The following is a 21,929-nucleotide window of genomic DNA, read 5'->3' on the forward strand; positions in this document are numbered from 1 at the left end:
TGGGAACGGATGGGCTCCGGTGGGCTCCGCGGTCCTCAAAACCGTTGCGAGGCGTGCAAAACGTCTTGGATGTGTTCGATTCACATACGTTCCCGCCATACGCTACCAGCGCTTTTGTGCTCGCGGTCTTGCTGCGTGCCGCAAAGGCGCTGTTTTGTTTTTGCATGGGTTTGCCGTGCCGCCCGCTTTATCGGCGACGGTATTTAGCTTCGTGCACCGGGTTTCGAGCATGCCGATGGGGGTGTTTTGCCGTATGACTACCGTAAGACGTGCCGATCTTTCTTGTGTCGTCCAAGCGGGCGGGCTGTCGTCGCGCATGGGTTGCGACAAGGCGCGCATGGCGTTTTGTGGCGAGCCCTTGATCGAGCGCGTGCTGGGTCGGCTGGCGCCAGTTGCCGGCGAGTTAGTCGTGACGACTTCGCGTCCCAACGAGCTTGCCTACCTTGAGGAGTGCGCGTTTGGCGGCTTGGTGCCGCGTGTGGTGGCGGACCTTGAGGGGTCGGCGGGCGCCATGCGCGGCATCGCGAGTTCGCTGACTGCGGCCCGGCTGCCGCTCGTGGCGATCGTCGCCTGTGATATGCCGTTTGTCTCGCCGGAACTCATCGGCGCGCTTGCCGATCGTGTTGAGGCCGAGGCGCTCGACGTGTGCGTGCCGCGCGAGGAGCGGGGGATTGAGCCGCTTTGCGCCGTCTGGCGCCGTGATGCGTGTGCTCCGGTTGCCCAAGAGCTGCTCTCCTGCGACCGACAGCGCATTCGCTGCCTGATCAGTCGCGTTCAGGCCGGTTATATGGATGAGCCGCAGATTGTTAAGGCCGCGGGCTCGACGCTCTGCTTCGAAAACGTCAATACGCCCGAGGAGTTTGCGGCGGCCGAGTTGCTCGCCTAGACGATTGGAGTTGCCATGTCTCACGATATTTGCCCCGACACGGGAGAGCCTTGCACTTGCGATGGTTCCGAGCCCTGTACCTGCGGCTGCGGTGGCTGTGGTCATACTGCGGAAGAGGAAGCGGCCGCCGCGGCGTATCGTGATGCACACCGCGAAGGCCCGTCCGGTGATGCCCTCGACCACGAACGCAAGATCATCGTTTCGTTTGACAGCACCTTCGATGTGATGGAATGCGAGCAGCTGTGCCTGGATGCCGGTGTGCCCGGGCGCATCATGCCGCTGCCCGGCTCCATTACTGCAGGTTGCGGCCTGTGCTGGGCCATGCCGTTCTCGGGCGATGCCCTCGCCGCCTTCCGCGCCGCCACCGAGGGCCGCGTAACCCCCGCCGACTACCACCAACTCGTCCTCTAACCACCAAACCCCCACAAAGGTGCCTGTCCCCAATGTGGTGGTTTGGAACACGTGGACGAAACAGGTTTGAAACACGGGTTTTGCGCGTCAGACACTCGAAAACGCTTCTACCTGCATCGTAATCAAAACGAAACATCTGCTCGTCGGCTTATGCGAAACTTTGCTGCAACAGTGCGATATTATCCATATTCGATAAAGCTCGCGGCGCATGGGGTGCCGCGATCAACATTTTTCGTTTCCCATCATTGGAGGAAGCATGAGCTACACGCAGAAAGTTCTCGAAGAGCTCAAGGCCCGCTATCCCGAGCAGCCTGAGTTCATCCAGGCCGCGACCGAGATCCTCGGCACCATCCAGCCGGCGCTCGACGCCCACCCCGAGTACGAGGAGGCCGCCCTGCTGGAGCGCCTCGTCGAGCCCGAGCGCATCGTTATGTTCCGTGTCCCCTGGGTCGACGACCAGGGCAAGGTCCAGGTCAACCGCGGCTACCGCGTCGAGTTCAACTCTGCCATTGGACCCTACAAGGGCGGCCTGCGCTTTAACCCGACGGTCACCCTGGGCATGCTCAAGTTCCTGGGCCTGGAGCAGATCCTCAAGAACAGCCTGACCACCCTTCCCATGGGCGGCGGCAAGGGCGGCTCCGACTTTGACCCCAAGGGCAAGTCCAACAACGAGATCATGCACTTCTGCCAGTCTTTCATGACCGAGCTCTATCGCCACATCGGCCCCAACACCGACGTTCCCGCCGGCGATCTGGGCGTTGGCGGCCGCGAGGTTGCCTACCTGTTCGGTCAGTACAAGCGCCTGACCAACGAGTGGACCGGCGTCCTCACCGGCAAGGGCCTCTCCTTTGGCGGTTCGCTCGCCCGTACCGAGGCTACCGGCTACGGCCTGGTCTACTTTGTGGACGAGTACCTCAAGAGCCGCGGCGACTCCTTCGAGGGCAAGAACGTCGTCGTTCACGGCTCCGGTAACGTCGCTATCTACGCGGTCCAGAAGGTCGCCCAGCTCGGCGGCAAGGTGCTCGCCTGCTCCGATACTCACGGCTGGGTCGAGGATCCCGACGGCATTGACTACACCGTGCTCGAGCATGTCTACAACAAGAAGCGTTCCGGCCACGACAAGGGCGTTACGCTCGCCATGTACGTTGACGAGAAGCCCAATGCCACGTGGCACGAGGGCGACGGCCGCGGCGTGTGGCAGCTGCCCTGCGACATCGCGCTGCCCTGCGCTCGCGAGAACACGCTGCTGCTCGAGGACGCCCAGGCGCTCGTCGCCAACGGCTGCAAGGTGGTCGGCGAGGGCGCGAACATGCCCACGACCATCGAGGCTACGACCTACTTCCAGGAGAACGGCGTCGCCTTTATGCCCGGTAAGGCTGCCAACGCTGGCGGCGTGCTCGTGTCCGGCCTGGAGATGAGCCAGAACGCCGAGCACCTGTCTTGGACCTTCGAGGAGGTCGACGGCAAGCTCGAGCAGCTCATGCGCGGCATGTTCCACAACGTGGACGACACCGCCAAGGAGTACGGCGAGGAGGGCAACTTTGTCATGGGCGCCAATATCGCCGGCTTCCTGAAGGTCGCCGACGCCATGCTCGCCCAGGGCGTCTGCTAAATCTTCGCTCGATATAGCATGTGATGAGGCTCCCAGCCATTCCGGCTGGGAGCCTTTTCTATCCCGGAGGACTCCTCATAACTTGCGGTGATATACGGACTGTTTTGCGTTCCAGAACGACTAATCAGTCCGTATATCACCGCAAGTTATGGATGGGTGGGTGGATTTTGTCCTAAAACGGTGTGCGGCCCCTCGTTTGGTACACTTAAACGTACTGGACAAGTGAAGAGATGGGGGAGAACGTGCTCAAGTTCGGTACCTACGTCCGTGTTGGAAACGCGGCCGAAGCCTATGAGCTCTTACAGAAGAACCGCAACAACAAGATTGTGAGCGGTGGCATTTGGATGCGCCTGGGTTCGCGTCGCGTGGCGACGGCGATTGACCTTTCGGCCTGCGGACTCGATCAGATTGAGGAGACCGAGACCGAGTTTCGCATCGGTGCCATGTGTACCCTGCGCCAGCTCGAGCGCCATGCCGGGCTCAACGCGCTTGTCAACCATGTCTTTGAGTTCGCCGTCCACGATATCGTGGGCGTGCAGCTGCGCAACACCGCCACGGTGGGCGGCAGCATTTACGGTCGCTTTGGTTTTTCGGACGTGCTCTCGGCATTTTTGGCGCTCGATTCGTATGTTGAGCTGACGGGCGCCGGCCGCGTGCCGCTCGCCGAGTTCGTGGACATGGGCTATGTGCGCGACGTGATCGAGCACGTCGTGGTCGTTAAGCACGATTACCGTGCGAGCTATGAAGCCGTGCGCAAGGCCGCGACTGACTTCCCCTCCTTAAACGTCACCGCCGCCTGGTGGGACAACAGCTGGCATGTCACCGTGGGCGCCCGCCCGCTGCGCGCGACCCTGCTGCAGGGCGAGGCATGTGGCCTGGTGAACGAGCAGCCTTCAGAGGACGAGCTGCGCGCCCTGGCCGCGTCCGTACGCGCGCTGAGCTATGGCACCAACCTGTGGGGCTCGGCCGACTACCGCCGCCGCATCTCGGCCCCGCTGGCGATTCAGGCCGTGCGTCGCGCCGCCGGCATCGAGCTTTCGGCCGCGCTTGCGCACGAGCTCGAGGGCGTGCAGATTCCTAAGTTTGCCACGGATGAGTATTCCTGCCGCCGCGTGCCCGGCGTCGATTCTAGCGAGGTGCGCTAATGGCTGCCAAACTCATCGATCTTTCCTTTACGCTCAACGGCCGCAAGGTCAAGGTTCAGATTGCCCCCGACACCATGCTCTTTGCGCTGCTGCGCGAGCAGGGCTGCGCGTCGGTGCGCTGTGCCTGCGAGACCACCAACTGCGGTCTGTGCACGGTGTGGCTCGATGGCGACCCGGTTCTGAGCTGCTCGGTTCCCGCCGCGCGCGTCGAGGGCCGCTCCATCACCACGCTCGAGGGCCTCAAGGCCGAGTCCGAGGCGCTTGCCCGTGCGATGGCTGCCGAAGGCGCCGAGCAGTGCGGTTTTTGTGCCCCCGGCCTTATCATGAACGTGCTGGTGCTTGCCCGCGCCGCCAAGGAGGACCCGAGCCTCGTCGCCACGCGTGAGGAGCTCTCACGTCAGCTTGCCGGTAACCTTTGCCGCTGCAGCGGCTACGAGAGCCAGCTGCGCGCTATCGTGCGCTTCCTCAACGAGTCCGGCGTGCAGGTTGGCTTTGAGATGCCCGAGCTGCCCGTCAACGACACGAGCTCTGACGGCGTCTCCTACAAGCAGATCACCCACAAGCAGCCCAAGAAGGACTCGAAGGCCCTGCTCGAGGGTCGTCCGGTCTACACCGGCGATATGGTGCCCGCCGGCGCCCTGATCGTCAAGCTCAAGCGCAGCCCCTATGCCCGCGCCAAGATCCGCTCCATCGACACGTCTCGCGCCCTTAAGGTGCCGGGCGTCGTGGGCGTCTACACCTACGAGGACGTGCCCAAGCGCCGCTTTACTATCGCCGGTCAGAGCTATCCGCAGCCGAGTCCCTACGACCGCCTGATTCTCGAGAACCTTGTGCGCTACCAAAACGAGGAGGTGGCGATCGTCGCTGCCGAGACCGAGGAGGCTGCCGACAAGGCACTCAAGCTCATCAAGGTCGACTACGAGGTGCTCGAGCCGCTGCTCGACTTTACCAAGGCACTCGATAACGACATCGTGGTCCACCCCGAGGGCGACGTGACCTTTATGTTCCCGCAGGGCGGCGATGTCCCGCGCAACCTGGTGTGCAGCGGTACCAGCGATTTTGGCGACCTGGACGAGGCCTTCGCCCAGAGCGACATCGTCTTTGAGCGCACCTACACCAGCCAGGCCACGCAGACCGCGCCCATGGAAACCTTCCGCGCCTTCGCGACGACCGACGCGTTCGGCCGCATCTCGGTGACCACCTCCACGCAGGTGCCCTTTCACGTGCGCCGCATGGTCGCGCAGTCGCTCGACATTCCGCAGTCGCAGGTGCAGGTCATTAAGCCGCGCATCGGCGGCGGCTTTGGCTCCAAGCAGACGGGCTGCTGCGAGATCTTCGTGGCGTTTGTGACCCAGCAGACCGGCCGTCCGAGCTATTGCTGCTACACCCGCGAGGAGACCATCACCGCGGGCAACTCGCGCCACCAGATGCAGATGACCGTTAAGCTGGGTGCCATGAACGACGGCACCATCACGGCCATCGATCTGCATACGCTGTCCAACGCCGGTGCGTACGGCGAGCACGCTACCACGACGATCGGCCTGTCGGGCCACAAGAGCCTGCCCATCTACAACCACGTGAAGGCGAGCCGCTTTAGCTGGGACGCTGTCTACACCAATACCAACCGCGGCGGCGCGTATCGCGGCTACGGTGCCACCCAGGGCCAGTTTGCCGTGGAGAGCGCCGTCAACGAGCTCGCCGACATGCTGCACATGGACCCCGCCGACCTGCGCCTTAAGAACATCGTGCGCGAGGGCGAGATCATGCCGCAGTACTACAACGAGAAGCTCAACGCCTGCGCGCTCGACCGCTGCCTGCTGCGCGCGATGGACATGGTCGGCTGGCGCGACAAGCCGCTGGCCGTGGACCTGGGCGACCGTGTGCGCGCCCTGGGTTGCGCGCTCACCATGCAGGGCTCTGGCATTTCCAACGTGGATATAGCCGGTATCGACATGCGCCTGGAAGAGGACGGCTTCATTACCATCGGCACCGGCGCCACCGATAACGGCATGGGCGTCGACACGATCCTGGCGCAGATTGCCGCCGAGGAGCTGGGCGTGGAGAGCTCGCTGATCGTGGTGCGCGGCGTGGATACCGACGTGTCGCCGTTCGACGCCGGCTCGTACGCGAGCTCCGGTACCTACGTGACGGGCCTGGCAGCCAAGAACGCCGCAAGCGAGCTGCGTGAGAAGATCTGCGCCAAGGCCGCCCAGATGTGGGACGTGGACGCCGTCGACGTGGTCTTCGACGGCCAGTACGTGCGCCTGTCCGACGAGCGTGCCGCGCGCGAGCAGAACCGCTACCTCACGCTGCGCGACTTTGCCAACCTGTGCGTCAAGAACATCGCGGGCGGCGACGCGCTCACCTCGCATGCTTCTGCCTGCCTGCCCGTTTCGCCTCCGCCGTTTATGGCCGGCATTGCCGAGGTCGAGGTCGACAAGGCCACCGGCAAGGTGACCGTGGTGGACTACGCGGCGGCTGTGGATTGCGGCACCGTGATCAACGAGGCGCTCGCGCGCGTCCAGGCCGAGGGCGGCATTGCCCAGGGTATCGGCCACGCGCTCTACGAGATTGTCGAGCACGACGACCGCGGTCGCCTACGCACCGGCAACTTTATGAGCTACAAGCTGCCCACGCGCCTGGATATCGGCAGCATTCGCGTGGCCTTTGAGCCGAGCTACGAGCCGACGGGCCCGTTTGGCGCCAAGTCGATCGGCGAGGTCGTCATCAACACGCCGCTCGCCGCCGTGGCCTCGGCCGTGGCGCACGCCACCGGCCATCAGGTTCGCTCACTGCCCATCACGCCCGAGAAGGCCCTGCTGGGGGAGTAGCGGGTCGGCGAACAAGTCGTAATTGGCGGGGCGGGGCAACTCGCCCCGCCTTTCGCACTCGTGGTGAGGTCGTGAGCCTGTAAAACGTGTGCGTGCGCTTGTCGTTCGTATCTGCTATCATTCCTAGTCTGTGCGCTCATGCGGGCGTGGCGGAATTGGTAGACGCGCCAGATTTAGGTTCTGGTGGGATTCCCGTGAAGGTTCGAGTCCTTTCGCCCGCACCAACGCATCTGCGTCGGCTTCGGCCGTCGCGACTCTTTGTTGCATAAAGGTACCAGCACCTCAGATAAGCTGGGCAGTATGAGGAGGAACGTGTTGAACATCACCGCTTCTGACGTCAAGGACGCCAAGCTCACCGCAACGGTCACCATCCCGGCCGCCGACGTCGACGCCGCGATCAAGAAGGCCTACAAGGATACCGCCAAGAAGTACCGCTTCCCGGGCTTCCGTGCCGGTAAGGCTCCCCGTCCGGTCATCGACTCCGCTCTTGGCGCCGAGGCAACCCTCGCTCAGGCCACCAACGACCTGATCGCCGCCAACGAGCCCGCCGTCCTCAACGAGCTGGACATCGTCCCCACCAAGAACGGTGACTACAAGGAGCTCGACCTCGCCAAGGATCACGAGGACTACACCTACACCGTCGAGTTCTCCCTGCGTCCTGCTGCCGAGCTCTCTTCCTTCGACGCCGTCGAGATCGAGATGCCCCCTGCGGAGGTCACCGAGTCCGAGATCAACAACCAGGTCGAGATGCTCCTCAACTACCGTGCCACCTTCGAGGACGTCGAGGGTCGCGCCGTCGAGGCCGAGGACTACGTCACCGTCGACCTCAAGGCCGTCGAGAACGCCGATAACTTCGCCGCCGAGGGCCGTATGCTCATCGCCGGTAGCGACAGCAACCCCGCCGAGTTCAACGAGGCTCTGATCGGCACCAACGTTGACGACGTCAAGTCCGTCACCTGGACCGACGAGGCCGAGGAGGGCGAGGAGGCCGAGACCCACACCGTCGAGGTCACCGTCAAGGGCATCAAGGTCCGCAACACCCCCGAGCTCACCGACGAGCTCGTCAAGTCCGACTTTGGCTTCGACAGCATCGACGCTATGCGCGACGCCATCAAGATCGAGATCGAGCAGGACAAGGCTTCCCGCCTCCCGGCCGAGAAGGAGAACCGTTGCGTCTCCGCTCTCGCCGAGCGCCTGCAGCTCGACGAGATGGATGCCGACTACGAGCAGTCCGTCTTTGAGGAGCTTGGCCAGAACTTCCTGTCCAACCTCGCTGCCCGCGGCATGACGCTGGACACCTGGCTGCCCGCTTCCGGCCTGACCATGGAGCAGTTCATCGGCGACCTGCACAAGCAGGCCAACGACGTTGCCCGTGAGTCCCTGGCGCTCGACGCCCTCGCCCGTGAGCTCAAGATTGAGGTCACCGAGGACGACATCAACGCCGAGTTCGAGAAGGCCGGCGTCAAGGACGTCGAGGCTTCCAAGGCCGAGTTCATCGCCGATGGTCGCATGCCTGCCGTCCGTGAGTCCATCCGTCGCTCCAAGGCCGTCGACCACCTGGTCGAGAACGCCAAGGTGACCGAGGTCGACGAGACCGCCAAGGACGCCGAGTAATTCTCGCCACCTTGCCCGCGAGCGCATGCGTGCGCCTGTGATGGGGTAAAGTTATACACCGGTTATCCGGTTGCTTCGTACGGTGCCAGCCAATGCATAGCATGCGGGCACCGTACGTTTATCTAGAACCAATTTGGTCCGCAAGAGAGAAATGGAGATGCGTATGATCGCTAAGTTCGATTCCGCCCTCGTGCCATACGTTATCGAGCAGACGCCGCGCGGCGAGCGCAGCTACGATATCTATTCGCGCCTGCTCAACGACCGCATCATCTTCTTGGGCGAGGAGATCAACTCCGTCAGCGCCAACCTGGTCGTTGCCCAGCTGCTGCATCTTGAGAGCCAGGATGCCGAGAAGGATATCTCGCTCTACATCAATTCGCCCGGCGGCGAGGTTTACTCCGGCCTGGCGATTCTTGACACCATGAACTTTATCAAGCCGCAGGTCTCCACCATCTGCGTCGGTATGGCTGCGTCCATGGCCGCCGTGCTGCTTTCGGCTGGCGCCAAGGGCAAGCGCTTCTGCCTGCCGCACTCCAAGGTCATGATTCACCAGCCCAGCGGCGGTGCCCAGGGCCAGCAGACCGAGATCGAGATCGTTGCCGAGGAGATCAAGAAGACCCGCCGCGAGCTCAATCAGATCCTGTCCGATGCCTCGGGCCAGCCCATCGAGAAGGTCCAGGCCGATACCGAGCGCGACAACTACCTGACCGCTGCCGAGGCCCTCGACTACGGCCTGATCGACCGTATCGTCACCTCGCGCGATCTCGCCGCGAAGGACGCCTAGGATGGCAGGAAACATGCAGGACAACTTTGACGAGAATGGCAACCCCATCCGCTGCTCCTTCTGCGGAAAAGAGCAGGGGCAGGTCCGTCGCCTCGTAAAGGGTCCGACCAACATCTTTATCTGTGACGAGTGCGTCGCCGCCTGTTCCGAGATTCTGGAGGAGTCGCTGGCTTCGGACTTTATGGACGCCGCTCGCAACGGCAAGCTGCCGGGCTTTCTCAACGACCACGGCCAGGCTGCATCCCAGCCCGCCGTGGACCCCGAGGCCGAGGGCTTTGAGCTCGAGGACGACCGCCAGGTCATCACGCACGTGCCGACGCCGCACGAGATCTATGACGAGCTTTCGGCTTATGTCATGGGCCAAGAGGACGCCAAGCGCGCCATGTCGGTTGCCGTGTACAACCATTACCGCCGCGTCATCGAGGGCGGTGCTGCGCTTTCGGCCTTTGACGACGGTTTGGACTCGCAGCTTGACGATGACATGGACGAGGTGGAGCTCGCCAAGTCCAACATCCTGCTGCTCGGTCCCACCGGTACCGGCAAGACGCTGCTGGCCCAGACGCTCGCGCGCATCCTCGAGGTGCCGTTTGCCATCGCCGATGCCACCGCGCTCACCGAGGCTGGTTACGTTGGCGAGGACGTGGAGAACATCCTGCTCAAGCTCATCAATGCTGCCGATGGCGACATTGAGCGCGCTCAGGTGGGCATTATCTACGTGGACGAGATTGACAAGATTGCCCGCAAGGCCGAGAACCTCTCCATTACCCGCGATGTCTCGGGCGAGGGTGTGCAGCAGGCGCTGCTTAAGATTCTTGAGGGCACGGTGGCCAGCGTTCCGCCTACCGGTGGCCGCAAGCATCCCCAGCAGGAGCTGCTGCAGATCGACACGACTAACATCCTGTTTATCTGCGGCGGTGCCTTTGTGGGTCTGGACAAGATCATCGCCGATCGCGTGGGCAACAAGGGCGTGGGCTTTAACTCCGAGATCGCCGGCCCCACCTCGGTCGACGAGAACGACCTGCTGCGCCAGGTGCTTCCGCAGGACCTCAACGCCTTTGGCATGATCCCCGAGTTCGTGGGCCGTACGCCCGTTGTCACCCAGACGCAGGCGCTCGACGAGGACGACCTGGTCTCGATTCTGACCGAGCCCAAGAACGCCGTGGTGCGCCAGTACCGCAAGATGTTCCAGCTCGAGGATGTCGATCTTGAGTTTGAGGACGCTGCCCTGCACGAGATCGCCCGCATGGCGCTTGCCCGCAAGACCGGCGCCCGCGGCCTGCGCTCCATCTGCGAGGACGTGCTTCAGCAGACGATGTTCGACCTTCCCAGCGAGGAGGGCGTCGCTAAGGTCGTCGTAACCGAAGCGGCGGTTAAGGGCGAAGAACAGCCCCAACGCATCTACGGGTAAACCAGCCAAAAACGTGCTTGCAAATAGCCTCCGACCATCCGCGGTCGGAGGCTATTTTATATATACGCAATAACCCCAACTACCTGTGTTATTCTGTGTGTTTGTTTAAGCCTCAGCGAAGTCATATCAGACTGAAGTAATCGATACCTAAGGGGAGGAATGCAGACCCTAGCGGGCCTACATTCCTCCCCGGCGGGACAGGGAGAGATATATGGAAGAAATGCCCAAGAATTACGATCCGTCGACCAACGAGCCGGCGATCCTGCAGAAGTGGCTCGACGGCGGCTACTATAAGCGCCGCGAGGGCGTGGGCGACTGCACCGTCACCATTCCGCCTCCCAACGTGACCGGCAAGCTCCACATGGGCCACGCTACCGACGACTCCATCCAGGACGCCATCGTCCGTATGGCTCGCATGCGCGGCAAGTCCACGCGCTGGGTGTTGGGCACCGATCACGCCGGTATCGCCACGCAGACCAAGGTCGACAAGAAGCTCAAGAGCGAGGGCATCAGCCGCCTGGAGATCGGTCGCGACAAGTTTGTCGACGCCTGCTGGGACTGGACCCACGAGTACGGCGGCATCATCGTCGAGCAGATCAAGCGCATGGGCTGCTCCGTCGACTTCGACAACGAGCGCTTCACCATGGACGAGGATTACGCCCAGGCCGTGCGTAAGGTCTTCTGCGACTGGTACCACGACGGCCTGATCTACCGTGGCAAGCGTATCGTCAACTGGTGCCCCAACTGCACCACCGCCATCTCGGACGACGAGGCCGAGTATAAGGACGAGAAGGGCCACCTGTGGCACCTGCGCTACCCGCTGACCGAGCCGGTCAACGGCCAGGACTACATCGTCGTCGCCACCACGCGCCCCGAGACCATGCTCGGCGACACGGGCGTTGCCGTCTCCCCGAAGGACCCCGAGAAGGCCGCCTTCGTGGGTAAGACCGTCATGCTGCCGATCGTCAACCGCGAGATCCCCATCTTCTCCGACTACCACGTTGACGCCAACTTCGGTTCCGGCTTTGTCAAGGTCACACCGGCCCACGACCTCAACGACTATGCCATGGGTCAGGCCCACGACCTGTCGCAGATTAACATTTTCGACGAGCACGCGGTGGTCGTCGAGGGTTACGGCGAGTTCACCGGCATGAACCGCGAGGTGTGCCGCGAGGCCGTCATCAAGTGGTTTGAGGAGCACGGCCTGCTCGATCACGTCGAGGACCTCGACCACTCCGTCATGCACTGCTACCGTTGCGACTCCGCGCTGGAGCCGTGGCTGTCCGAGCAGTGGTTTGTGGCCGTCGACAAGCTCAAGGGACCGGCGCTCGACGCCGTCAACTCCGGCAAGGTCACCTTCCACCCCGCGCGCTGGACGCAGACCTACACCACCTGGATGGAGAACCTCAAGGACTGGTGCATCTCGCGCCAGCTGTGGTGGGGCCATCGCATTCCCGTGTTCTACTGCGAGGACTGCGGCTGGGAGGACGCCCTCACCGAGGACACCGATGTGTGTCCCAAGTGCGGCGGCCATCACGTGCATCAGGACGAGAACGTGCTGGACACCTGGTTCAGCTCGCAGCTGTGGACCTTCGCCACGCAGGGCTGGCCGCAAAAGCCGGAGCTGCTCGAGGGCCATCACCCCACGACGGCGCTCGTCACCGCACGCGACATCATCGCGCTGTGGGTCGCCCGCATGGTCATGAGTTCGCTGTATTTCTTGGACGAGGTGCCGTTTAAGGACGTCGTCATATACCCGACGATCTTGGCCAAGGACGGCAGCCGCATGTCCAAGTCCAAGGGCAACGGCGTTGACCCCATGGACCTCATTGGCATGTACGGCGCCGACGCCATGCGCTTCAACTTGCTCACGCTGTGCACCAACAACCAGGACGTCAAGTTTGACGCGAACATCGACAAGAAGACCAAGAAGCTCATCGACAGCCCGCGTACCGACCAGGCCAAGAGCTTTGTGACCAAGATCTGGAACGCCAGCCGCTTCCTGCTCATGAACATGGAGGGCTACACGCCCGGCGAGCCTGTCGTGGAGACGCCGGCCGACGCTTGGATGTTCAGCCGCCTGGCCAAGGCCGTGAAGATGGTCACCGAGGGTATTGAGAACTACACCTTTGGCGACATGGCCCGCGGCGTGCAGCAGTTCTTCTGGAACGAGGTCTGCGACTGGTACGTCGAGGTCACCAAGGCCCGTCTGAAGGGCGAGGGCCGTCTACAGGCGCAGCGCAACCTGATCTTTGTGCTCGACACCTCCATTCGCCTGATGCACCCGCTTATGCCGTTTGTCACCGAGGAGATCTGGGACAACATGCCGGCGAGCGTGCTCGACCTGGACGCCGAGGGCAACGTGAACCGCGCCGAGGCGCTCATGATCGCCAAGTGGCCCGAGCCCGCCGACTACGCCAAGTACGTCGACGAGCCCGCCGAGCGCGCGTTTGAGCTGTGCCGTGCCGTCGTTTCCGCCGCCCGTGCCACCCGTTCGCGTTATCGCTTAAGCCCCAAGGCGGAGCTCGACGTGGTCGTGCGCGCCGGTGCCGAGGACATCGAGAAGCTCGAGAGCCTGCGCTCCACGATTGAGCCGCTGGCGAACACCGCTTCGCTGGTCATGGGCACCGATGTTGAGAAGCCGGCTGCGAGCATTGCCGTGGTCGATAGCGGTGTCGAGGTCTTTGTGGTGCTCGAGGGCAAGGTTGACCTTTCGGCCGAGAAGGCACGCCTGGAGAAGGAGATCGCCGCGGCCCAGAAGGAGCTTGCTGGCTGCGAGAAGACCCTTGCCAACGAGGGCTTTGTGGCCAAGGCCGCACCCGCGGTGGTCCAGAAGAAGAGGGACCGTGCAGCTGAGCTCAAGGAGATCCTGGCGGCTTTGACTGCTCAGGTTGCTGACTTCTCGTAAGGTTTACTCGGGGGCGCGTCCCGACGCTTTGCTCGCTACTGCGGACAGTCCTGCGCAAGACGGACAGCACATTAAGTGCTGTCCTTTGCGTGCGGAACTTGTATCGAGCAAAGCGTCGGGCCGCTCCTAGTGCGGTTACGTGGTTGTTTGCAACTGGTGGGTTAGGGCCACTTGGTCGTGGCCTTGATCTCGCTGCAAAGCGGTGTTTGGCTGATATTTTGAATGGGAGGGGCTCGTTGTTGATTCGGGCCTCTTTTTATGTTGAGGGGACTTTGGGTTATGGCTAAGCGTTCTGGGTCGTATTCTGTGCCGTTCTCGTTTGAGTTGCTTTCGTTTGATGAAGCTGTTGGGCTTGCTGCTGATACGGGGCGGATTTCTGGGGATGCTGGGCCTCTGCTTGAGACAGTTGTCGATATGCTTGATGAGCTGGGACGTCCGGACGAGTATTTCGATTGCATTCAGGTCGCCGGTACCAATGGCAAGACTTCGACTACGCGTTTTTCGGCTGCCATTCTTCATGGTGAGGGGCTCAAGACCGCGCTGTATACGTCGCCACAGCTGGTACGCTATCCCGAGCGCATGGAAGTCGATGGATGCGTCGTGAGCGATGAGGCATTCGCCCGTGGCGTTTCGGCCGCTGTTGAGGCGGGGCATCGAGTGAATGCCCGTCGTGTGGCGGCGGGGGAGCGCGCCTATACCATCACGCCGTTTGACCTTTTGACGGCTGCTGCACTTGTGGTGTTTGCCGAGGCTCGCGTGGATGTTGCCGTGCTTGAGGTTGGCATGGGCGGACGCTGGGATGCTACGAGTGCGACTGATCCCGTGGCCGTTGCCATTACGGGTATTGGGCTCGATCACACACGTATTTTGGGCGATACGCTCGAGGCCATTGCGGGGGAGAAGGCTGCGGTTATTAAGCCTGGGCGATTGGTTGTTTTGGGCGAGGGCACGCATGAGCCGAGCGTTCAGCGCGTAATGGATACGCGCTGCCGCGAGTGCGGTGTGGTGCCGCTGGTTGTGAGCCATTCCACGACCAAGGTACCGGCGCATGTAGGCGATACCGTGGAGTTTAGCTGTACTACGCCGCGTGCCATCTATACGTCGAGCATGGTCAAGCCGGCGTATCAGCCGCAGAATGCTGCGTGCGCGATTATGCTGTGCGAGGGCTATCTTGGCCGCGAGCTCGACCACGATGCGCTCGACGCTTCGCTTATGGGCTGCCCCACGCCGGGTCGCTTTGATGTGCTGGGAACCGATCCGCTCAAGCTGATCGACGCCTGCCATAACCCTCAGAGCTGCGAGAACTTTGTGAGCGCGCTGGACGAGATCGATCCGTGCGTGGAGAACCGCCCCACGCTGCTGTGTGCAGCGCTGGCCGATAAAGACGTGGCGGGTATCGTTGACGTTCTGGTTCCGGCGTTCCCCCACGCGGTCGTGACCCAGACCGATTCCGATCGCGCCCTGCCGGCAGAGGAGCTCGCTGCCCTGGTGGGTGCCGATAAGCTCGCGGGCGTATACCCGAGCGTGTCCGAGGCCCTCGCTGCCTTCGATGCCGCGGGCGAGCCCTTCGTAGCCGCCGGCACCATCACCCTAGCCGGCGAAGTAGCGGGGCTGCTCCGTTAACCCATCCCCTCATCAGTTGCGGTGAAATACGGACTGTTTTACAAGCCAGAAGCCTCAAACAGTCCGTATATCACCGCAACTCAAAAGCAGTCAATTTGGGACGGGGCTTTTTTAGCTGCCCTGTGCCCCGAGTTGACTCGCTTGCCACGAAATGGGGCTATCTACTACGTTTTGGCGACTACCCTCGACCACACGGAAAATCGTGAAATCAAAACCGCAGGTAGACGGCTTACTCGTTTTTAAAAAAGACCCGCATGGTCGACCCATGCGGGTTAAACGTAGTAGATAGCCCGCTTTCGTGGCGAATCGTTGGCAGGATGCGGCAAAGGGACAGCCCCTTTGCCGCATTGCCTAGTCTAGGCGGACCGGATCGTGGGGGTAGGCGTTGAGGATCTCGACACCGTTCTCAGTGACCAGGGCAAGGTCCTCGATGCGGACGCCGGTGCGGTCGGGGAGGTAGATGCCCGGTTCGATGGAGAACGTCATGCCCGGCTCTACGACCTGCTCGTTGACGAGCGAGACGTCGCCCGGCTCGTGGTCCTGCAGGCCGATCGAGTGACCCAGGCGATGCGTAAAGTATTCGCCGTAGCCCGCGTCCTCAATCACGTCGCGCGCGGCACGGTCCAGGTCGCACATGCGCACGCCCGGTGCGATGAGCGCCTCGGTGGCCTCGTTGGCGCGGCGAACGATATCGTAGATGCGTACGGTCTCCTCGTCCGGCTCGCCCCAAAAGAACGTACGCGTCATGTCCGAGCAGTAGTTGCGATGGCGCCCGCCGATGTCGAACAGCACCACGTCGCCACGCTTGAGTACGGTGTCGTCGGGCTCGTGGTGCGGGTCGCCGGCGTTGGCGCCAAAGCTCACGATCGGCGGAAAGCTAAAGTCCTCGCAGCCGTGCTTGCGGTACAGGCCGAGCATTTGGTCGGCAATTTCGCGTTCCGTCACGCCTTCGTGGACGAGCTTGATCGCATCGGCCATCACGGCGTCGTTAGCGGCCGAGGACACGCGCATAAGCTCCTGCTCGGCGGCATCCTTGTAGGTGCGTGCGGCGGTGACGGCAAAGTCACCCAGGAAAAACTCGCTTGCGGCGTGGCGCTCCATGAGCGGCATCAAAAAGCCGGAACGCATGACGGTGTCGATGCCAAGCGGCTTGGCTGGGTCGATCTCACTCGCGATGGCGTCGGTCACGATATCGGTATCGGTGTGGTAGGCGACGCGGGCATTGTCGTACTCGGGCAGCTGATGTAGGGCGTTGACCATGATCACGGGCTCGCAATCGCGCGCGAGCAGCACGCCGCAAAAACGCTCGAGCATATCGGCATAAAAGCCGGTCAGGTAATAGATCGACCACGGGTCGTTTACGAGCAGCTGTGCGCCGGGGTGCTGAGCCTCGAGCGCATCGAGCACGCGTGCCACACGCTGGTCATCGACATGTGCCATGAAACATCCTTTCGCTAGGCTGCCACCATGGTATCCCAAGCCCGGCACATAGGGACGTTCCTTTTATGCCGTCACCTCGGGACACTCCTTTGCATCCCATGCGCGCCCTCATAAGTTGCGGTGAAATACGGACTGTTTAGCGGCCTGAAGCCATAAAACAGTCCGTATTTCACCGCAACTGCGGAGGAGGACCGGGCGGATGGTGGAGTAGCTAAAAGAGCTCCGTCCCTAATTAGCTACTTGGGCTCGGTCGATGTTCATGCTGGCGACTAGGTCAATGTTGGTGCCGAGAAGATCTTCCAGCACGACGTCGCCCATGCGGATGGGGGCCTCGACGACCACGCCGCGGATGAGGTCCATGGCTTGGGCGTGGAGTGCCAGCGGGATGGCTTCGGCCGTGCGCACGGGGAGCAGGGCTTCGTCGCCGCCGGAGACGGCCACGGTCGTCGTGAGCACGCGCATGGGGCAGGTGAGCTCCTGATGTGCGAACTTATCGCCGCGCGGGCAGTTGTTGCCGGTCACGGAGCGAACTTCCACCACGGCGCCATTTGCGTCGCGCTCCACCTCTACGGTCAGGAGGCACTCGGATGGGCAGGTGGTGCAGTTGAACTGCAAGGTCTCGGTCGCATTCTTGCTCATGAGCTATGCCTCCTCAACGGGATCGACGGACAGGACAATCCCGCTGGCACCCAGGTCGAGCGCGCGCTGAATCGCCTTTGCCGGCAGTGGGAAACTTTCCATAACGCTCGGCTTAAACGCGCGAACCTTGCCGGCGAACAGTTCCTCGCCGTCGGCCAAGATTCTCACGCGGGCGGTATCAACTGGCCGCCGCACGCGGAAGTTAAGCTTGGTGAGCGTCACAGCCGTAATGCGTCCCGGCAGCGCGTATCCCGCAATGCCGGCAGGGGAGACGGTGAGCTCGCAGTCCGGAACGACGCCCGCGCCAGCCCCCAGCGCGTACGCCGCTGCAGCTGCGCCAGCCCTCTCGGATTCGGTCGTCACGTTGTCGGCCAGGTCATGCACGTGCAGCACGTTGCCACAGGCAAAGATACCCGGCACGCCTGTCTGGAGGCTCTGGTCCACCACGGCGCCGCGCGTGCGTGGGTCAAGCTCCACGCCCGCGGCAACCGAAAGCTCGTTCTCGGGAATCAATCCCACCGAAAGCAGCAGCGTGTCGCACGGAACGATGCGCTCGGTCCCGGCAATGGACGCCAGGCGCTCGTCGACCTGGCTTACCTCGACGGCCTCCACGCGGTCGTGCCCGATCACGCGCGTGACCGTGGTGGACAGGTGCAGCGGAATGTCAAAGTCGTCCAGGCAGTTCTTCACATTGCGGCGCAGGCCGTTGGCGTACGGCATGAGCTCGTACACGCCCTCGACCGAAATCCCCTCGAGCGTGCAGCGGCGCGCCATGATCAGCCCGATATCGCCCGAGCCCAAAATGACGGCACGCGAGCCGGGCTTGAGGTTTTCGATATTGATGTATCGCTGCGCCAGGCCGGCCGTAAACACGCCAGCGGGACGGCTGCCGGGGGTCTTGATCTCGCTGCGGGTACGCTCGCGGCAACCCATGGCAAGGACGACCGCCCGTCCGGTGAGCTGCAGCATGCCGGTGGGGCTCATGAGCGTGACGGTGTGGACCGCGGTGTCTTCCGCAGGCTCGCCTGAATCAATCCCAATCACCATGCTGTTCAGGAACAGCGCAATATCGGTTGCATGCACCTGGTCGATAAAGCGCTGCGCGTACTCGGGACCGGTGAGCTCCTGTTTAAAGTGCGACAGGCCAAAGCCGGGGTGGATGCACTGGCGGAGGATGCCGCCCAGGTGCTGCTCGCGCTCCACGATGGCCACGCGTGCGCCTGCCTTATGCGCGGCCAGCGCGGCCGCCATGCCGGCAGGTCCGCCGCCGATAACGACCACGTCAAAGACTTGCGTTTGCACGGCTTCTACGACGTCGCAATCAATCGCGCTCGATCCGAATTCCGCCATCCTAGCGCACCCCCTTCAGCGGTCCCTCGACCAGCCAAGATCCGGCATCCTCCAGTAATACCTCGCTGGGGTCGCAGTCCAGCTCTCGGGCAAGAATCGCCACCACGCGGCTCTGGCAAAAGCCGCTTTGGCACCGACCCATGCCGGCTCGGCAGCGGCGCTTGACGCCCTCGACCGAAACCGCGCCCGGGTGGCGTCGGATCGCGGCCACTATCTCGGCCTCGGGCACCGTCTCGCAGCGGCAGACAATCTGCCCCCACGCGGGGTCGGACTCAATGAGTTCTTCCTTGCGCGCAAGCGGCGCGCGGTCAAAGTCGTCCGGCGCGTGGCGAATCGGATCCCAGTCGTCCCGTTCGTGCAGCTCCACGCCCGCCTTACGCATCACAAGTTCCATGCGCTCGGCAATGGCCGGCGCGCTCGCCACGCCCGGAGACTGAATGCCCGCTGCCTGAAACAGTCCCGGCACCACGGCCGACTGCCCAATAAAGAAGTCGTTCGTACCCTGAATGACCGGACGCCCGCCGGCAAACGCGCGCACCACGCGGCGCGTGTCCAGATCGGGCACCAGCTTGCGTGCGCCGGTCAGCAGCGCGTTGACGTCGTCCGCATAGGTCTGCGTGTCGCCCGCCTCACGAATGGCGGCTGTCGCGGTAATCACGGTGTTGCCGTGCACGGTGCCCGTGACGATAACGCCCTTGGACACTGGCGTGGGAACGGGGTAGAGCGGCATGAGTGCGCGCGGTTCCTTGTCCAGCACCACGATGTTGCCCTGACGCCAGACCATCTGGAATTCCTCGGCGCCTGCCATATGCGAGATGACTGCGGCGCCGTTGCCAGCGGCGTTGATCAGGTAACGGCAGCGCACGTTGCCAGCGGGGGTCGCCAACGTAAAGTGCGCGTCTCCGCCCGACCCCGCGACTTCAATCGCCTCCACGGGTGCGGAGCGCATAAACGTCACCCCGTTGGCCACGGCGTTCTCCAGCGCGGCGATGGCAACCTCAAACGGGTCGACAAACCCAGTCGATGGGCACCACAGCGCGCACGTTGCATCGGCACTGGCGCGCGGCTCTAATTCGTGGATGCGGTCGGGTCCGACGATCGACAGCTCGGGTACGCCATTCGCCAGGCCATTCTGGCGCAGCTGCTCCAGATGCGCGAGGTCCTCGTCGTTAAAGCCCAACACCATCGACCCGGTGCGGTGGAACAAAAAGCCTAGCTCCTGGGCCCACGTGCCATATAACTCGCAGCCGCGGGCGTTGACCTGCGCCTTAACCGTGCCAGGTGTCGGATCGTAGCCGGCATGCACCAGGCCGCCGTTGGCCTTCGACGCGCCCAGCGCAATATCGTTAGCCGCCTCGACCACGCAAATGGACAGGTCATAGCGCGCGAGCTGCCGCGCGATGGCGCATCCGGTAATGCCCGCGCCCACAATCGCGATATCAAACGTTTCCGTCACAGTGCCTCCCAGATGAGTTGACAGGCTGTCAATAGGACTATCCTACGGTCTGCACACCCCCAGTGCGGCGGCAATGCGGCGAACAGCCCCGCAACACCCGCCAACGGCAGGCGAGGGGAGACCCGGCACGGATGTTGGCCTCGTCTGCCGACAGCTACGGCAACCGATCGTCTCGATCTGTAACAGTTAGACGAGGATTTGGGTTCCAGATGTTACAGTACTGACTCGAAAGAACGACAAAAACGAACACACTGCTTACCTGCGGGTTTAAGTACGGCAACAACGGCACAAGCGCGTAAAAACGGGTTAGCACTCGCACTTGGGATAATTTGGGGATATGAAAGCCACGCGGGCGTGCACCCCGAATATCCCAATTTATTAACTCAAAGATCACCATGCCGCCCAGGGTCGTGATGTCGTCGGGCAGCTCGTAGTTCCTCCCGGTCATCCCTCTTCCTCCATTCCTATGCGGTCTCATCTGTGTTCCAGCCCATCAGGTCGTTGGGCGGACAACCAAGAACCTGCGAGATGGCCAAGAGTTTGTCGGCTCCAGGAATGTAATCGCCGCTCTCGTACTTCGCGAAAATGCTGACGCTCACTCCGAGCTTGGAAGCGACTTCAGCCTGAGAAAGGTCAGCTCGGGCGCGTACGGCGCGGATATTCCCCGCCAGCTCCTTACTGAAATCCGTTCGTTTCTCCTTAGAGATGTTTTTCTGTATGTTGAATTAAATGACGAACAGTCTTATGTCCCTATCAATCGAATAAGCAACATTTTTTTGCGTAAAGACATTTTTTGTTTACTATTCGCTTAACGTAAAGAAAGGAGCGAGGATGAACCTTCGTCTAAGAGAGCGCCGAGAGGCCCTGGGGCTAAACCAAAAGGAGCTTGCACAAAATGTCGGCAAGTCATTCCGGACTATTCAGTCTTGGGAGCGCGAGGAGAGGTATCCGAATGCAGAGCTCGTAGGTGCGCTCTGCGAAGTATTCAACACCGATCCCAACGACCTGCTCGGCTGGTACGAGGAGCATCCCGAGGACAAGCCGACGGCGCCGGCGGGCGCGGAGGGCGAGCTGATCACCTGCTACCGGCAGAGCACCGAGAAGAGGTGCTCGAAGATCCTGGAGACGGCACGCGACCAGGCCGAGCTGTCCCAAGCTCAGGCTGCAGCGCCTGAAGGCGAAGGGCTGGAGGCGGATCAAGTAAGGTCCGCGTAGGCCGCGTTATTCAATTCATTTATGGGAAGGAGTAATAACAATGTCTCAATCATTAGCGGAGACGCACGTGGAGGATCTCATCTACGAGTGTGACTGCATCACTGCGGGAGATTATGGTGAGAGCACCCAGGAACACATCGACGACCTCATGCTGCAGATGGAAGGGTTTTCCTTCCCGCTCAGGTGCACCGGATCGCTAACAATTCCCAGAGACAAGACTCTGGATGGCGTAAAGCGCGCAAAGGGATGGCTCGTGGCAAACATGGCCACGCTCACGAACAGCGGAAACGGCACGACGGTTAGCTCCAGCAGCGTCTCGCAGGCCACGGCGACGGCGGACGTTTCGGTAGAGGTAAGCCAGGCGGTGACCGAAATCGGCAACGACCCCGTTCTCGACAACGAGACGAAAGAGGCACTCGAGCTGGCGCTGTCGCGGGCACGCATGGCAGCCGAGGCGAAGAACAGGGCAGGGTTCGCCGAACACGCTGTAAGGGTCATCGACCTTGCAACGAAGAGCGTGGATCTCGTACCCAAGGCGTTGGTGGCCCTCGGTGTGCTCGCGAAGCTCTTCGGCGCCTAGGTGCGGTGCCGCGAATCAAATCGTTAG

General features: G+C 62.3%; 17 protein-coding genes and 2 tRNA genes. 14 read left to right on the forward strand and 5 right to left on the reverse strand.

Annotated features, from left to right (window positions below; all coding sequences use genetic code 11):
- Position 1 precedes the first annotated feature (1 nt).
- The 12 genes from LCQ44_RS07320 to LCQ44_RS07375 all read left to right on the forward strand — a co-directional run bounded on the left by LCQ44_RS07320 (position 2) and on the right by LCQ44_RS07375 (position 15,222).
- Positions 2 to 98: transfer RNA gene (locus LCQ44_RS07320), tRNA-Sec, on the forward strand.
- 155 nt (positions 99 to 253) lie between these two features.
- The gene (mobA, locus tag LCQ44_RS07325) at positions 254 to 886 is read left to right on the forward strand and encodes a molybdenum cofactor guanylyltransferase (protein WP_225093473.1); all 633 of its coding nucleotides are present in this window, start codon (positions 254 to 256) and stop codon (positions 884 to 886) included.
- 15 nt (positions 887 to 901) lie between these two features.
- Positions 902 to 1,297 carry a putative Se/S carrier protein gene (locus tag LCQ44_RS07330; protein WP_161145194.1) on the forward strand — a complete coding sequence of 132 codons (396 nt, stop codon included), beginning with the start codon at positions 902 to 904 and terminating at the stop codon, positions 1,295 to 1,297.
- 256 nt (positions 1,298 to 1,553) lie between these two features.
- The gene (gene gdhA / locus LCQ44_RS07335; protein ID WP_161145193.1) at positions 1,554 to 2,909 is read left to right on the forward strand and encodes an NADP-specific glutamate dehydrogenase; all 1,356 of its coding nucleotides are present in this window, start codon (positions 1,554 to 1,556) and stop codon (positions 2,907 to 2,909) included.
- A 230-nt stretch (positions 2,910 to 3,139) separates the two neighbouring features.
- A complete protein-coding gene (locus tag LCQ44_RS07340) occupies positions 3,140 to 4,054 on the forward strand; it encodes an FAD binding domain-containing protein (RefSeq protein ID WP_161145192.1) in 915 nt (304 codons plus the stop codon).
- The gene (locus LCQ44_RS07345) at positions 4,054 to 6,885 is read left to right on the forward strand and encodes a molybdopterin-dependent oxidoreductase (RefSeq protein WP_225093474.1); all 2,832 of its coding nucleotides are present in this window, start codon (positions 4,054 to 4,056) and stop codon (positions 6,883 to 6,885) included. Before LCQ44_RS07340 ends, LCQ44_RS07345 begins: the two co-directional genes overlap by 1 nt.
- Before the next feature lie 140 nt (positions 6,886 to 7,025).
- A tRNA-Leu gene (locus LCQ44_RS07350) sits at positions 7,026 to 7,109 on the forward strand.
- Between the two features lie 88 nt (positions 7,110 to 7,197).
- Positions 7,198 to 8,499 (forward strand): trigger factor, encoded by a 1,302-nt coding sequence (gene tig, locus LCQ44_RS07355; RefSeq protein WP_225093475.1) that lies wholly within the window; start codon positions 7,198 to 7,200, stop codon positions 8,497 to 8,499.
- A gap of 163 nt (positions 8,500 to 8,662) precedes the next feature.
- A complete protein-coding gene (locus LCQ44_RS07360) occupies positions 8,663 to 9,283 on the forward strand; it encodes an ATP-dependent Clp protease proteolytic subunit (protein ID WP_022095182.1) in 621 nt (206 codons plus the stop codon).
- A gap of 1 nt (position 9,284) precedes the next feature.
- Positions 9,285 to 10,691 (forward strand): ATP-dependent Clp protease ATP-binding subunit ClpX, encoded by a 1,407-nt coding sequence (gene clpX / locus LCQ44_RS07365; protein WP_225093476.1) that lies wholly within the window; start codon positions 9,285 to 9,287, stop codon positions 10,689 to 10,691.
- 211 nt (positions 10,692 to 10,902) lie between these two features.
- Positions 10,903 to 13,599, forward strand: a complete 2,697-nt coding sequence (locus LCQ44_RS07370) for a valine--tRNA ligase (RefSeq protein ID WP_225093477.1) — start codon at positions 10,903 to 10,905, stop codon at positions 13,597 to 13,599.
- Between the two features lie 258 nt (positions 13,600 to 13,857).
- Complete coding sequence (locus LCQ44_RS07375; protein WP_422110594.1) at positions 13,858 to 15,222, forward strand: bifunctional folylpolyglutamate synthase/dihydrofolate synthase; 1,365 nt, start codon at positions 13,858 to 13,860, stop codon at positions 15,220 to 15,222.
- 351 nt (positions 15,223 to 15,573) lie between these two features.
- On the opposite strand, the gene LCQ44_RS07380 is transcribed toward LCQ44_RS07375, so the two are convergent.
- The 5 genes from LCQ44_RS07380 to LCQ44_RS07400 all read right to left on the reverse strand — a co-directional run bounded on the left by LCQ44_RS07380 (position 15,574) and on the right by LCQ44_RS07400 (position 20,826).
- A complete protein-coding gene (locus LCQ44_RS07380) occupies positions 15,574 to 16,662 on the reverse strand; it encodes a M24 family metallopeptidase (RefSeq protein ID WP_225093479.1) in 1,089 nt (362 codons plus the stop codon).
- Positions 16,663 to 16,890: 228 nt separating this feature from the next.
- A complete protein-coding gene (locus LCQ44_RS07385; protein ID WP_225093480.1) occupies positions 16,891 to 17,301 on the reverse strand; it encodes a DUF1667 domain-containing protein in 411 nt (136 codons plus the stop codon).
- Between the two features lie 3 nt (positions 17,302 to 17,304).
- On the reverse strand, positions 17,305 to 18,651 hold the full coding sequence (locus LCQ44_RS07390; RefSeq protein ID WP_225093481.1) for an NAD(P)/FAD-dependent oxidoreductase: 1,347 nt from the start codon (positions 18,649 to 18,651) through the stop codon (positions 17,305 to 17,307).
- Between the two features lies 1 nt (position 18,652).
- On the reverse strand, positions 18,653 to 20,107 hold the full coding sequence (locus tag LCQ44_RS07395) for an NAD(P)/FAD-dependent oxidoreductase (protein ID WP_225093482.1): 1,455 nt from the start codon (positions 20,105 to 20,107) through the stop codon (positions 18,653 to 18,655).
- A gap of 464 nt (positions 20,108 to 20,571) precedes the next feature.
- Positions 20,572 to 20,826 (reverse strand): helix-turn-helix domain-containing protein, encoded by a 255-nt coding sequence (locus tag LCQ44_RS07400; protein WP_338149109.1) that lies wholly within the window; start codon positions 20,824 to 20,826, stop codon positions 20,572 to 20,574.
- Between the two features lie 112 nt (positions 20,827 to 20,938).
- Between LCQ44_RS07400 and LCQ44_RS07405 the strand changes: the two genes are divergently transcribed.
- Together LCQ44_RS07405 and LCQ44_RS07410 are read left to right on the forward strand one after the other, a co-directional pair.
- A complete protein-coding gene (locus tag LCQ44_RS07405; RefSeq protein ID WP_195403932.1) occupies positions 20,939 to 21,322 on the forward strand; it encodes a helix-turn-helix transcriptional regulator in 384 nt (127 codons plus the stop codon).
- Positions 21,323 to 21,389: 67 nt separating this feature from the next.
- The gene (locus LCQ44_RS07410; protein ID WP_195403931.1) at positions 21,390 to 21,902 is read left to right on the forward strand and encodes a hypothetical protein; all 513 of its coding nucleotides are present in this window, start codon (positions 21,390 to 21,392) and stop codon (positions 21,900 to 21,902) included.
- The last annotated feature ends 27 nt before the right edge of the window (positions 21,903 to 21,929 follow it).

The sequence above is a fragment of the Collinsella aerofaciens genome, assembly GCF_020181355.1.
Classification (GTDB): domain Bacteria; phylum Actinomycetota; class Coriobacteriia; order Coriobacteriales; family Coriobacteriaceae; genus Collinsella.